This is a genomic window from Microcoleus sp. ARI1-B5 (genome assembly GCF_036705795.1).
Lineage (GTDB): Bacteria > Cyanobacteriota > Cyanobacteriia > Cyanobacteriales > Microcoleaceae > Microcoleus.
The window spans coordinates 609,823-623,385 of the sequence record NZ_JAUBVK010000001.1 but is presented as its reverse complement, the minus strand read 5'-3'; the positions used below and the strand labels follow the sequence as shown (position 1 = coordinate 623,385).

Below are 13,563 nucleotides of genomic sequence, written 5' to 3'. Positions count from 1 at the left end.
TGCTACTCCGTTCGACTTGCATGTGTTAAGCAGACCGCCAGCGTTCATCCTGAGCCAGGATCAAACTCTCCGTGTTGAGTAGTTTTTTTGGCTATCAGTCAATTCCCGAAAGCTTCACATCTCTGAGTCAGCTTTTTTTCCTTGACTTTTTTCTCTTTGTTTGCGATATTAAGTGTAAGCGATGCTTTGACTCTCTATCTTGATTTTTTTGACGAGGTTAATAGTGCTTTAAGCTTTCAAACTATTCTTTTTTCACGGTTCAGTTTCTTGCCTTCTGTCTGCGGTGTGAACCGCTTTCTTTCTGGCGCTTTATTAATGTATCAACTCTGCCAAGAGTTGTCAAGCGTTTTGGTAAAATATTTTTAAATTGGTGGGAAGCCTTGCACCGTATGGGTTTCGGCTATTCAGACCGGCTCGGGTATCCGATGGCTCACTCCTCTTTAGCGCCAGGGGCTGGTTGGTCCCCCGGAAAGTGGGTTTGGGCGGTCTGCGATCGAGGGTATGTAGAATCCTTCAGAGGTGAAAGATGATGGGACTTACTCGGAGGTAAGGCTGGGGTTGGGGTGTGAGGCTCGATCGCCCGCTTCACCATCACACAAGCAGGTGGTTGGTGAATCTCAGTTATAAGTATGTTCTGCCTTCGCTGGACTTGAATGAGTCTGGGTTGGTTATGTCATTGACCCGATCGCCCGCGTGCAAGTCCTCGCTCCACAAATCGCCCGCCTGCAAGTCCTCGCTCCCTAAAATGGGGCAATCCCCACCACAGGATACGGTACTGTAACCCGCCTTACTGCTCCGGCCCCTTGGGGAAAAAACTCAAACCCAATACGCCGGCTCGATCGTCGGCAACTACACTCTCGGCGAGTTACAGCAACCCCCAAACACCGACCGTTACGCCAGTTATCAGCCTTTGAGGCTCGATCGCGAGTTGGTTTCCTCAACATCTACATCTAAAAAGTGCAAGTGACTCTCGGACTCAGTATTGGCAGCAATCACCAAACCAGTCTTCCCCCAAGGGGCGATCGCCCGAGGTGCGACGGGGCTGCGAAAATTCCCTACTTGAATCCCTTGACTATTTAACACTCCTATATCCCCCCCCACCGAAGCCAACACCCATCCCCAATCAGTCACACAAGCAGACACGGGCAAACTTTCAAGGGGAATTCGCGCTAGCTTGAGCGGCCACAATTTCATCAACAGCACAGCCGCTTTACCACCTTGGGGAATTCCCAGCACAGTATAAGGCTCAGATGTCAACAGCATCTGTCTGACGCTAGCCGACAACCGCACAGAACCCACCGGCGTGCCGCGACGAGTGTAAACTCTAAAAATAGTTTGGGGATTTTTGGGTTCGTTGTCCGGCCAAACTGCTAAGACGTGTCGCCGATCCAAAAACATTAATTCTGGTAAATAGTGTTCCGGTAACGGCACAGTAGCGATCGGCTTCAAGGCTTTTTCTCGATCGCCCGCAGTGCTGTTGCCAGTTAAAGCATAAAAACGCAGTTCGCCCGGAACAGCTACCGTCAACCAGCGGCCGTGAGAATCAATAGCAGCTTTAAAAGCCTCTGCACGTTGCCTTAAACCCTGATCCAGTAGGCACTGAGGCTCTGAGGAGCGATCGTCGCCCTGCCAGTAAAGTTTTTGCTGAGTCACAACGCAGCAGCCGTGAGAAGCAGGTAAAATGCCGCGCACGATTTCCGGCATTAATATAGAACTCGGCATTTCTTCTGTAACGGGCTGTTGTCCCGGCTGACACCAAACCTTCACCTCTTTACCTACAGCAGCGTAGAGATACTTTTCAGTGGCAATTAAAGCAGTCAGCGGTGCAGGAAATATCAGCGGCTTTGGCTGCGAAACAGAATAACGCACAGTCCGAAGTAAATTAATAGCTGGCTGCGATGCTTTTTCCTCTTCGATTTCGATCGCAGAGTCAGTGTCCGACTTCAGGCTTTGAGCGCTGTTGGTTGCGGGGTTTTCCCAAGGAACAATGCAGTCGCCCAATTGCCTGACAGCGGGGTCGTACATGATCAGCCGCAGAGCTTGAGCCATTTGGGAAGCACTGGCAAAACGGCGGGCGGGCAGCTTTTCCAAAGATTTTTTGACTATTGCTTGCAAAGGTTCGGGGATGGCGTCGGGAAGTAGCAAGCGTTGATTCAGGTGCGCCCACCTCAAGTCTCCGGGGGCTCCGCCGAAAGGGCGGTAGCCCATTAGCAACTCAAACAGCAGAATTCCCACTGCATATATATCTGACATGGGGGAATAAAGACCGTAAAACCGCTCAGGGGCCATGTAAGCTGGGGAACCTACGGTAGCGTCGGGAGAAATTTCTTGGTGGAGGCGAGTTGTACCGATTTCTGGCAGCCGGCGCGCGATGCCAAAGTCAGACAGCCGGGGCGACCAACCTTTGGAGCCTAGAGTTAAAAGGATATTTTCGGGTTTGATGTCGCAGTGAACTACGCCTCGGCGGTGGGCGTAGTCTAAGCCTGCTAAAAGTTCCATGACTAGCTGTAAACCTTCGAGCAGCCGCAAGGGGCGGTCTTGTTTGAGCAGGTTGCGGAGGGTTCCTCCCTCGCAGTAGTCCATCACCAAGTACCTGCCTGTAGCTGTGTGTTCGAGAGCTCGGCAGGTGACAATGTTGGGGTGCTGCAAGGTGATCAGAAACCACAGCTCTCGCAAGAATTCGCTAGTTGGGGCTTTTTGATGGCTGAGTTCTTTGAGAGCAACCAGTTGGCTGGTGAGGCGGGAGTCCTTGGCGGGAGTTTCTCGAACGCTGGCACAAAAGACTCGACCAAATTGCCCTTGTCCGACTAGCCCTAAAATGCGGTACTTAGAATGTTGCATCTGTCTAATTATAGGAAATGCTTGAGCTAGTATTAAAATATGTAAATAATTCTGACAAAAATTCAAATTTTTGAATCATCGCCAGGTACTGCTATGTTATCTCAGGTTCATTCTGGGCCTCCTCGGAGCGATCGCTCTGGTAGCACCTAATAAAATCCTTGAGTTTCGCCCTGCAGTATAAATCTTGCCGGATTCGGGTGCCGGATCTGGAACTACCTGTGGCTGCTATTTTAGTCGATCGCGAGTATTACAGTTTTTTCAAGGCCGTCCCAGAACCATCTAAGGTTTTAGCTTGTTCAAGGAAGTGCTGGGGAATAGGGGTGACTCAACAGCGATTACCAAAACAGAAGCGCAGTTATGCCATCTGGGTTAGAGAACCAGAAGCTGATGCTGTCGTCAAGCCATCTTAGCCTTTTTGAGTGTTAGCCAAATTTTTTTGGCTTAGAATATGTCGATCGCGCTTGCTTGCATACTGAACTTGACAGGATGAAAAATCAATATGGTTAAAATTATTAAACTAGATCCAATTGCCGAAGAAATGGCAGTGGAAACCCGATCGAATATCCTGGCTGCCTTACTTTCCAAAGACTTAGACGTTCTCAAGGAATGCGGCGGGCGGGGAATGTGCGCTACCTGCCACGTTTACATTAAAGAGGGCATGGAAGGCTTGTCGGACATGAACCGCCGCGAGAGGAGGACGCTGGAAGTCATTACTACAGCTAAAGCCAATTCGCGACTTGCTTGTCAGGCTCAAATTATGGGCGAGGGTGTGGTTGTACAGTTGCCGGCGGGGATGTACATTAATGCTATTGAAAATGTGGAAGCTCTGATCGGCCGCCGGGCTCAGCAAGATTTGTTACACCCAATTACGGGTCAAGTAGTTGTGGAATCGGGAAAGTTGATTACTCGTTCGATCGTTACACAGCTTAATGAAACCCGCTTCCAAGTAGGACAGTATTTAGTTCGCACTAAAGAAGCTTAAAACTGATATGTTTGTATTTTAGTAGTTGAGAAAAATCTATGTTGAGCCAACTTGCGCGTTTGAGTACGGAAGCAGACGGACGCTACGCCACCGCCGAAGAACTCCAATTTTTGAAAGACTACTTTCAGTCTTTAAATCACCGGATGAGTGCTTATAAAAAAATTCAAGCCTCTGAAAAAGAAATTATTCGGCAAGTGGAAACACAAATGCAGTCTCTCGACCCTAGTTTATTTCGCCGCGGGTCTCAAGATCTGACTGAAAAGTGCCGTGGAGACGGTGTGCGGGTATTGAGGCATTCGGCGGCAGCAATGTTGATTAATGATACTGAACGGTTGCGCGATCGGCTGCTGCTTTGGTTGCAAAATATTTTAGGGGCTGTTCACGGTCGCAATAGTTCGGCCGTGACCTACGATGTCATGAAAAAGGTACTCAAACAATATCTCACTGCTGAAGAAGCTAGTCTATTTTTTCCGATTCTGGACATGAACCGCACTCTACTGGGCAAATAATCAAGGCGGATGCTAACTTAAGGGCCATGATAAACTGTGCCGTTAGGAAGAATGGCTCCAAGCAAGTTCACTCCCCTCAAATCCGCCTCACTGAGAATGGCTCCGCGGAGGTTGGCTCCTGTCAAGTCAGCTTTCCGCAAATTGGCTTTACTGAGGTTAGCTTTGCTCAAGTCAATTTCACGCAGGCAAGAATTAGAAAGGTCGGCATTGAGCAGGTATGCCCCGCTCAAGTTGGCTTTGCTGAGGTTTGCCCCGCTCAAGTTAGCTTCCATCAGATAAGCACCGCTGAAATTGGCTTCGTTCAACAATGCCTCTGCCATATTGATTCCCGTTAAAAGTTTGCGGCTCAAGTCTACACCGCCGAGATCGGCACCGCTGAGGTTGATACCGCTTAAGTGGCTGCCATTCAAAGTAATCTTTCTCAGGTAGGTTTTGCTGAGGTCTGCTTTGCACAAATTGGCTCTGTCTAAGCAAGCTTCGCTGAGGTCTGATTCGCTCAAACACGCGCCGTTTAAATAGGCTTGAGTGAGGTTAGTTCGCCTGAGGTTAGCTTTCAAGAGGTTGGCTTTGGTGAGGTCTGCACGAGTTAAGTTGGCTCCGGCTAGGTTGGCTTTGGACAATTCGGCTCCGGTGAGCTGTGCTTGGCTCAAGTCTGCCTCTTTGAGACTTGCTAGAGTCAAGTCTGCATCTTTCAAGTTTGCCCCGTTGAGATTGGCTTTAATCAGATAGGCTTTACTGAGATTTGCTTCGCCGAGAATGGCTTTGGTGAGGTTTGCCGCGCTCATATCTGCACCTATGAGATTGGCTTTGGGGAGAATTGCTCCGGTCAGGTTTGCCCAATTCAGGTGAGCTCCGGCTAGGTTGGCGCCGCTGAGATTGGCGCCTGTGAGATTGGCTCCGCTCAGGCTTGCTGCCATCAGGTTGGCGCCGGTGAGATTGGCTCCGCTGAGGTCGGCTTTGCTGAGGTTGGCTCGGCTCAGATGGGCTTTGGTGAGGTCGGCTTGACTGAGGTTAGCACCGATTAAGTAGGGTCGGTGCTGGTGTTCGTTGAGATTTGCCAAACGTAGAGTTGGGGCATCGCTGGAACGGTATAAATCGATCGGACTCAGCACAATGCCGCGCAAGTTTGCCTGTCTAAAATCTCTTTCGCCGGCTGCATATCGATTTAGAAGTTCATTGGCGTCCATTAAGTTTGAGAAAAAAGTTTGAGGTTGTGATTGCTTTTAAATTTTATGAGTTTCTAAGTTATGAATTGTCTAGCTGCGAGTTATCGTCCAATACGCTTGGGTTAAAAAGGTATTTGCTCCGCCCGCACCTGCTGTTCATTGAGAACCTAAGAAAGTCTCGGCGATTGCTTCGCTCGGGGCGAGCTCTCTTCGGAGACGCTTAGCTAACCCAAGCTTATTGAGTTATAGTCAGATTTTTTTGACATAGCTAAAACCCTTTTTTAAACTCTGTAGCTTTTCGAGCATTTAACTCTCTGTAATCTTTGATTATCTAGTGGATAAAGTAGCCACCCAATCACCGAAATGACAGCTATTTACCATCAACTAATAATATGTCAAACAAGTCAGTTTTTTTTGCAAAGTTGACTGATAATAGCTTCGTGAGCTTGTCCTTCTTCGACCATAGAATCTGCTGGTTGGAGGCGATCGCGCAGCCCTAAAATAAAGCGGTTGCAGTCGGAGCCCAAGGATTCGCAGGAGGTTTGCAGGCAGTGGAGTTCTCGACCTGTGAGCTGACTAAAGAAGGAACTTAAGATGCCTGCTTCTAGAAAACAGGCTGGCCGCTTAGACTTGGGAGCTGTTTTAGCAAAAAGAGAGTTACCAATTTTTACTATTAAAAATCCCTGTTCGGAATAGCTGGGGTCAAATTCAAATGTTCCCCATCCGTGAGTTTTCCAGCACTGTTGCAAGGACTGAAGAAATTCTACCATTTCCATCTCGGAAACGGGCTGACCGTAGTATTCGCTGACTTCTTCGCAAAAACGCACGTAGAAGTTTTTTCCCCACCAGCGACCGCAGTTGAATAGCACGAGGCGGGAGGCTTGACCGGTTTCTTGTTCTAAACCGATATAAATGGCTTGAATCAGTGTTTGTGGGAGGGCTATGAGCCGATCGCCCCGGCGGTTTTCGAGCAGGCCGAGTTCGAGGTCGCCTCGGACGTAGGCATCGCTAGCAAAGTAGTTTCCAGGGAGTCGGGGCTGTTTGAGCAAGTCGGCAATATTAATCATCGGTAATCGGGAATTGGGACGTTAAAGGAAGAGGGAAGAGATCCGAGGGAAATCCTTGTCGTTAATCAAGGGAATTGCTAATTGGGCCTGGGGAAAAAAGTAGTTATAGCAGTTGACACTTGACAGCTTGTCAGTCAGCGCAGTCGTTGGGTTGACACTTGACAGTTACATATGGAAATCAAACCGTTTAGGGTAGAGGGGTCTCGGGTTCTATTCATGAGGTTATCGGTAGTCCTAAAAGCCAAGAAGGTTGCTATATGATGATTAAGTTTAAAAGGATTTTTTTAGTTATAACTCATAATTTACCTTACCTAAATTACATTTTTTGTGAGGGATTACCTGTTGTTTACTCTTTATTACCTCGATCGAGAATCATTGAGTTTGCTTGGTCAAAGAATGGTTGCAATATAGCTCTTGCTTGCTCGGATAGCAGTTCTTTTAAACGAATTTGCAGCAGATTGCCAACAGTTGCTTCGATATTGTGAGTTTGGTGGGCTTCGACTAGGCCTGAAACCCAGCCGAGGATCCGCTGTTCGAGAAAATCTCGATCGTTCAGCAGCATGGCCATAGCACAGTACCGCAAGACTAACAGCCAGTTTTTGAGCGATCGTTCTAAGGTTTCTTGTTTTTCGTCGGGGAATGTTGCTTCTAGCTTGTTGGCTATTGGTTGGAAGATGCTTGCTTCCTTGTCTCGCAAAAATTCGTAAATTTTTAAGCGCTGGGCGAGGGTTGCAGCTTGACGCTTAAAAGCTATGAGTTCTTCGCCTTTTAGAAAGCGGGTTTCTGCCTGATCCAGCAGCGCCTCAATCTCAGGGTGCATGATTTTAATTAAGTGGTAATCGGTAATTGATAAAAGGAAGGAAGAAGGAAGAAGGAAGAAGGAAGAAGGAAGAAGGAAGAGGGAAGAAGGAAGAGGGATTGCACTATTGTTTGTTGGCTATTGCCAGGACAGATTAAAACAGGTCGAATAAATCGTCAATGGTGACTTCTGCTGGTTCAGAAATAGAAATTGCTGGCAAGGGTGGCGGTAGGGGCAGGGCGCCGACTTCGGGAATTCCTTCCCAAGAAATAGCTTGAAAAAAGTCTGCTACCGATCGGGTTAAAGTCAGCGCTTGACCAGAAGTCGAGCCATTTTGGGTTTCTAAAGGTTGTCCCAACCAATTATAGTGACCAAAGAAGTCTTGGACAGACTTATCCAACCATGAAGTTTGACTTTTCATCTTTCTTCCTGCCTGGAGAGGCCCACCAATTTCGCTATTTGCGATCGCGAAATTGGTGGGAGGAAAGGCAGGGCAGGGGATGTGCCTTTCCAGGTTGTTTACCGCAATATTTCACCGTGTTGCAGCCGATTTTGAATATCGCGGGCGTTGGCACCTTCGTTGAGCCAGAATGCTGCTGCATCAATTTTTTCTGGGTTGCCCAGGAGGAATTTACAATAGGTTTCTCCCATTGAATAACATTGGAGTTCTATGCAACTCAGAGGCTTTTTGACTAGAGATCCGAAGAAACCGGCGAACAAACCGGCGTATAGGTGACAAACTGGTTTGCCTACGTCGCCCAAAGTGCGAGCAACTGCTGAGTCAAAGAGGTTGATGAAGATGCAGCCGTGTTTGCGATCGCTCATGTCAACTTCCCAGCGACCCCAACCTTGAGCGGTGAAAGGCCACCACCAAGTTTCTAGCAGAAACATCAGATTCGACTGGCGAATGTTCTGGCTGAATTCGGCGCTAAACCATTTTTGAAAGAATTCGGAATCTTGCAGCCCCCACTGGCAACCAATAGTATACATGATGACAGAGGAAGCCGGGCCTACTTCTTCTTCGAGTCCCTCCACCAAACCGATGATGAAGTCTTCGCTGGTAAAAATGTTGCGGGACTCATTCCAGTCGTTAATTGTACCAAACTGGCGATCGAAGGCAAAAAAATCTTGAAACCGATAATGGTTGTGACTTTTAGGATGCTTTTGCTTCAGTACCGATTCGCTGTGGGCGGAGATTTCTTTTTGGGCGGTAGAGACCATTAGCGGGTTACTCCTTTATGGTGTAGTTTTGCGGAAATATTAGGGTCAAATAAAACAAATAGACTGGTCTGTGTATTCAATTTAACGTCATTTTTCTGAATCCAGGCAGAGGGGATAATTTTTGACTGCAATATAAAAAATGCAAATTCTACGGCGCTCAATTAGGGCCCTGGTTGGGACTTCTGCCGGAGGACAAGTGGTATCTGACGCGGGCGAGGCGAAAGTGGGTATAACGTTAAACGACTATGTGTTATCGTTTTGTGCAAGCTGTCCACTATATATATAGGGCATATGGGGATGAAACATCACGCTTGTATTGCAATAGGGATCAATCAATATCAGTTACTCCAGCCTTTGAGTTATGCCCAAGAGGATGCAGAGGCACTGTACGGTTTCTTGACTGAGGAGGCGGATTTTGCGCCGGATGGATGTCTGCTGATGACGGATAACTCGCCGTCGCTGTGGGGTCAATCCACGTATCCGAATCGCGAAAATATTCTGAGGTTGACCCAAAGCCTGTGTGCGGAACACGTGCAACAGGGAGATTTACTCTGGTGTTTTTTTAGCGGCTACGGTGTCAGCTATGAAGGGAAGGATTATTTGATGCCGGTTGATGGCAATCCGGCTGACATTCAGGGTACGGGGATTCCGGTAGAGTTGCTGTTGAATACTCTGAAAAATGCTCCTACGGAAACGGTGTTGGTGCTGGTGGATATGAACCGCAGCCAGATTGTGAAGGCGGGGGAAACGATCGGCACTCAAACGGCAGAGCTGGCGCGGGAACTGGAAATCCCGACGGTGCTTTCTTGCCGCCCGAATCAAGTTTCGCGGGAAACTTCTGCTTTGCGTCAAGGATTTTTTACGACGGCTCTTTTGGAGGGGCTGCGATCGGGACAGTGCATGACGCTTAAGGGTTTAGACCGTTTCTTGAGCGCTCGGCTGCCGGAGCTGTGCGACCACCATTTGCGTCCCAAACAAGAACCTTTGATGGTAGTGAATCCTCCGGGAAAGGCTCATTTGGTGATTTTGCCGGATGCTGCTGGGGTGCCTGCTGCTGCGATCGCCGGACGCAACGGCAATATGGCGGTTGCTGCGGCTGATGGGTTCGATCGCCCGCAAATGGCGGCGGCTACGGCTCAAATTGAGATGCCACAGGCTACTGGCAACGCGATTGATTCGCCGGCCCAGATGCGGTCAGTCGAGCAGCCGAATGCTGTCAGGCCTGCTGCTGGTGGGGGGGACGCTCGACCGAACTTGCAGAAGCCGGAGGATGCGGATAACGGGGGGTCTGACAAGTCATTTTTGCAGCAGCTAATTTTGTGGAGTGGAGCTACGGCTTTGGTGCTGCTGTTGGGTGTTTTTCTGACGAACAGATCCATTTTTATCGGTCAGCAGGATGGAGAGCCAGGATCGTCTGGTAAGAATGCTCAAAATTCTGGCCCTCAAAAATCTGCAGGCGATCTTGGGGGGCAGAACCAACCGCGGGCGACGCAAGCAGGGATTGGTACCAAGCAGCCGCCGTCGAGCCAGCAGGTGTGGGCTGAGGCGAAAACTTTTCTCAAGGATGGTTCGGCTTCTAGTTTTAATAAAGCGGTGGTTAAGGCTCGCACGATTCCGGCTAGCGATCCGCTCTACCCGCAGGCTCAGCAGGATATTGAGCGCTGGAGTTTGACGATTTTGGATATCGCTAACGGGCGGGCTGCTCGGGGCGATTTCTCCGGGGCGATCGGGGCGGCTAAATTGATGCCTGATGTGAATAAGCCGGTTTACAATCAGTCGAAACAGGCGATCGCTCAGTGGGAGGAGCTATCCAAAGAGCGGGATGTGAATGCTGCTTTGCTATCGGCGGCTAAGGATCAAATTAAGCGGGGGGCTGCCTCTTCTTACAGTAAAGGCATCCAGCAAGCTAGTAAAATTCAGGCCGGTCAGCCGAAGTATGAAGAAGCTCAGCAGTTGATAGGACAGTGGAGCGAAGCTATTCTCAAAATTGCTCAGTTGCGCGGCTCTCAAGGAAGGCTGAAAGAGGCAGTTGAAGCAGCGGAGCTGGTGCCGTCGGGTACTAAGAGTTATCAGCCGGCAAAGGCGGCGATCGGCAATTGGAAAGCTAAGCTGCAACGCCAGAAAAAAGGTTGATTTAGTTGATGGTTTCCCGGTTTTCCACCGGGAAGTTATCTTAGCTACAAAGCTGAGATAGGTCGATCGCTCGATCGCTCTTCACACTGCAAGAGGATACAGACACATCGATAATTTAAAACCCATAATTTTCTGCACCATTTCCCCTGCACAGATCCTGCGGCAGGGGATTTTATATGGTGTCGGGTCGATGCGCTTTTGGATAGTATAGCAGTGGACTGCTTGACAGCCGACAGTTGACAGTTCCACAGTACGGAAATCAAACCGTTTATGCTGTGGGATCTGGGCTCTATTCATGAGGTTATTTATGTCCTCACCGCTGTGGCGATTGCTATAAAAGATATCCTAGATGCGGGTTAATTAATATCTTTCATGCAGGTACCCGACCTCGATAAACCCGCCCCTTCCAGTCAAAAACCAGGTTGTTTTACCGGAAGGATGGCTGTAACGATGTTTGGCGGTAAAAAAAACGGTTGATACCCAACTCCTAAATAAGTCACTTTTAATCTCCTATTAAAACCTTTGAGTTGGGGATTTTTTCACTTATGCGTAGCTGCTTAATTTATAGTTAGTCTAAATTTTAATAACTAACCAATAGGGCTATATATAACTGTTATTGACTGCCAACGGCGAAGGCAAAATCGGTTACTTCAAGCTTGAGGGCGCGGCGGCGGGCCGTGTTGATTTGTTTGACCCATCTATTTGGGCTGTTAGGAGCGATCGACAGGTGGAAGACTGTTTAAACTTGTGCTGTTTTTAAATTATTAGGATTGACCGTTCTGTTATAAATTATACAAAATGAGCCTGTTTAGCAATTTTAGTTGGCGATCGCTCGCCCCCAATGAATTCAGGAAACAAATTCACCGCGATCGCGAGAGCAAAATGTCTGGATTCGCAAGCTGCGAGTCTTCGTTGGTGCGGACATCACAAAACTGCCTTAATTAACACAAATCAGGGCTTTGCAAGAAAAGCCAAAAAATATATGATTGAGAAACAAGAATACAAACTTGCTCGCTTATGGTAGCCCCCGTAACAATACGTATGCCTGAAGTTATAGTCCACAGCGAAGCATATGGGGGGATCTCAATCAATAGGGTGAGGTGGCAGTATCTGGGTGTTAAGGGGGCGATCGGACAGGAATATTCGGCGAGCGATCCCTTTCCAATGGGGGAGGCTAAAAGCTACGAAGGCAAGGATCGGGAGACAATGCTGAACTTTTGGAGTTCAGGAGAGTAGCGTTAGCACTAAACTCTGCCGTATTGTGCGAGGCGAGCCAAATTTGTAACAGTTCTTAACTATGAATAATTCTGCTAAAACTGCTAGCATAGTGACACTTTTGCTAGCAAAAACAGATAAAGTAAATAAAGTTGGCTAGCTCTAGAGGCTCCGATCCCCATCCAGGGGGATATTGAATCAATTGGATTCGTACCAAGTGGTTTTAGAGTTACAATTGGAACCAAAGCATCGCTATTTAACTGAGTTCTTTAGTTACTTTTACTTTCTGCTATGAACGTGGATTTTATCAAAGCCCAAGTCAGGTTGCTACAGGGTGCAAGTTCATCGGAGCGAGAAACCCTTATTAAAAACATCGGCGTCTGTGCTGGCGTGATCAGACCCGGAGAGTACGTGACTCCACAGCGGAAGCACGCCATCACTCTCTGGCTGCAAACAAATGCGGTGCGGCTCCGGCTTCCCCAACTTCCTCTGGATTTATCGGGCCAAAAGCCTTCACACTGAAGTAATTAAGGGGTAGCGACTTCCATCACATAAATTAGTCAATCTTGCTTAAAAGTGCTTTTTTATTGAGCCCTACAGCATCAATGAGACACGATCGAGATTGAAAAAATGTTTGTAGGGAGAGTTGGGCCCGAGAAAACGCCTGCGGACAAAAAGCGGCCGAGCGCTTTGGTAGAAACAGGAAGTGAACGTCAAACCTGCTCGAAAAGTAGATTTGAGTAAGTTTCGCAGAACGGATTATTGTCCACAACTATAACCTGGGTTATTTGCTTTTAGATTTGAGATTCAAGATTGGCTCGTGCTGCATAAATTTGCTATTTGTGGATCGGCTGAAAAATCAACCCTATCCAATAGGTATAACTAATTACATGGGCAGTCACGGGACTGCCTTTACTTTTGAGCCCGGAGGCGAAACGGCGGCAAGCTACAATAAACGCATCTACTTGCAGACAGAGTTGAGAACTCTCATTTATTAAACAGCAGGAAAAATCTTGATTTTGTGGGCTGTTGGGGGTCAGAGTTTTCTGCCCGCTTGTAGTCTTGGCAAATCAGCGATGAACTCGCGTCGGGGCGACTGTGGCAGGTATGAATTGGACGGAGTGCAGCATCTCCAGAACCGCCAGCCACAATCTGAAATCTTTTTCTGGGCTCGCCGCTGGAGTTGAGAAGCACGGTTAGAGTTGGAGCTGTGGAACTTTATTTGCCAGAGTTCGCGTGCATGGCTTGAACTGCGGAACAATTTTTATTTATGATATTAATATCATCAAACAGAAAAAGTTATTGCAATTAACTTGCTTTCTCATATATTTGTCAACAAAAATACTGTGCCGAAAAAACAAAAATTTCCTTATTTAGTTGGTTCCCGATGGACTTCTCACCAAAAAACTTGGGGGTGGCGGCACTTCCAGGTAGTCAACCGAAAAAACGAAGGTAAATGGGTATTTGCGGAAATGGTGGCGGCTTGCGATCCAAATGTCCGTTTCTGGCTGAACGCGACGCAGCTTAAAGACCGATCGCTCTGGCAAGCTGGATGGCAGTCTACACAAGAATTAGAGGAATTAGAAGCGGCAGAGTAAAAGATAGCGCTTTGGGGGTAGAGTGAGGTAGA

General features: G+C 48.0%; 12 protein-coding genes and 1 rRNA gene. 6 read left to right on the top strand and 7 right to left on the bottom strand.

The annotated features are described in order from the left end of the window. Positions 1-76 (bottom strand): 16S ribosomal RNA (locus QUB63_RS02800); the annotation flags it as partial. Between the two features lie 827 nt (positions 77-903). Further along, positions 904-2,841, bottom strand: coding sequence for a serine/threonine-protein kinase (locus QUB63_RS02795; protein ID WP_332943248.1), 1,938 nt, complete (start codon positions 2,839-2,841; stop codon positions 904-906). Positions 2,842-3,038: 197 nt separating this feature from the next. On the opposite strand from QUB63_RS02795, the gene QUB63_RS02790 reads away from it, so the two are divergent. The 3 genes from QUB63_RS02790 to QUB63_RS02780 all read left to right on the top strand — a co-directional run bounded on the left by QUB63_RS02790 (position 3,039) and on the right by QUB63_RS02780 (position 4,332). Then, positions 3,039-3,251, top strand: a complete 213-nt coding sequence (locus QUB63_RS02790) for a hypothetical protein (protein WP_332943247.1) — start codon at positions 3,039-3,041, stop codon at positions 3,249-3,251. An 89-nt stretch (positions 3,252-3,340) separates the two neighbouring features. Next, entirely contained in the window at positions 3,341-3,823 is a 483-nt protein-coding gene (locus tag QUB63_RS02785; protein WP_332943246.1) for a 2Fe-2S iron-sulfur cluster-binding protein, read from the top strand. Positions 3,824-3,861: 38 nt separating this feature from the next. After that, positions 3,862-4,332, top strand: coding sequence for a phycobilisome protein (locus QUB63_RS02780; RefSeq protein ID WP_332943245.1), 471 nt, complete (start codon positions 3,862-3,864; stop codon positions 4,330-4,332). A 17-nt stretch (positions 4,333-4,349) separates the two neighbouring features. Here the strand turns inward: QUB63_RS02780 and QUB63_RS02775 are convergent, their stop codons facing one another. The 5 genes from QUB63_RS02775 to QUB63_RS02755 all read right to left on the bottom strand — a co-directional run bounded on the left by QUB63_RS02775 (position 4,350) and on the right by QUB63_RS02755 (position 8,585). Then, on the bottom strand, positions 4,350-5,519 hold the full coding sequence (locus QUB63_RS02775; protein ID WP_332943244.1) for a pentapeptide repeat-containing protein: 1,170 nt from the start codon (positions 5,517-5,519) through the stop codon (positions 4,350-4,352). A gap of 383 nt (positions 5,520-5,902) precedes the next feature. After that, positions 5,903-6,565: a V4R domain-containing protein gene (locus tag QUB63_RS02770; protein ID WP_332943243.1), complete on the bottom strand. Its 663-nt coding sequence runs from the start codon at positions 6,563-6,565 to the stop codon at positions 5,903-5,905. A 346-nt stretch (positions 6,566-6,911) separates the two neighbouring features. After that, a complete protein-coding gene (locus QUB63_RS02765) occupies positions 6,912-7,385 on the bottom strand; it encodes a phycobilisome protein (protein ID WP_332943242.1) in 474 nt (157 codons plus the stop codon). Positions 7,386-7,518: 133 nt separating this feature from the next. Then, on the bottom strand, positions 7,519-7,785 hold the full coding sequence (locus QUB63_RS02760) for a hypothetical protein (protein ID WP_332943241.1): 267 nt from the start codon (positions 7,783-7,785) through the stop codon (positions 7,519-7,521). A 98-nt stretch (positions 7,786-7,883) separates the two neighbouring features. Further along, the gene (locus QUB63_RS02755) at positions 7,884-8,585 is read right to left on the bottom strand and encodes a V4R domain-containing protein (protein ID WP_332943240.1); all 702 of its coding nucleotides are present in this window, start codon (positions 8,583-8,585) and stop codon (positions 7,884-7,886) included. A 297-nt stretch (positions 8,586-8,882) separates the two neighbouring features. Here QUB63_RS02755 and QUB63_RS02750 point away from each other — a divergent pair, with 297 nt between their 5' ends. The 3 genes from QUB63_RS02750 (at position 8,883) to QUB63_RS02740 (ending at position 13,531) form a co-directional block, all read left to right on the top strand. After that, a complete protein-coding gene (locus tag QUB63_RS02750) occupies positions 8,883-10,718 on the top strand; it encodes a caspase family protein (RefSeq protein ID WP_332943239.1) in 1,836 nt (611 codons plus the stop codon). Between the two features lie 1,506 nt (positions 10,719-12,224). Then, complete coding sequence (locus QUB63_RS02745; RefSeq protein ID WP_332943238.1) at positions 12,225-12,455, top strand: hypothetical protein; 231 nt, start codon at positions 12,225-12,227, stop codon at positions 12,453-12,455. Positions 12,456-13,279: 824 nt separating this feature from the next. Continuing rightward, entirely contained in the window at positions 13,280-13,531 is a 252-nt protein-coding gene (locus QUB63_RS02740; protein ID WP_332943237.1) for a TIGR02450 family Trp-rich protein, read from the top strand. Positions 13,532-13,563: the final 32 nt, after the last annotated feature.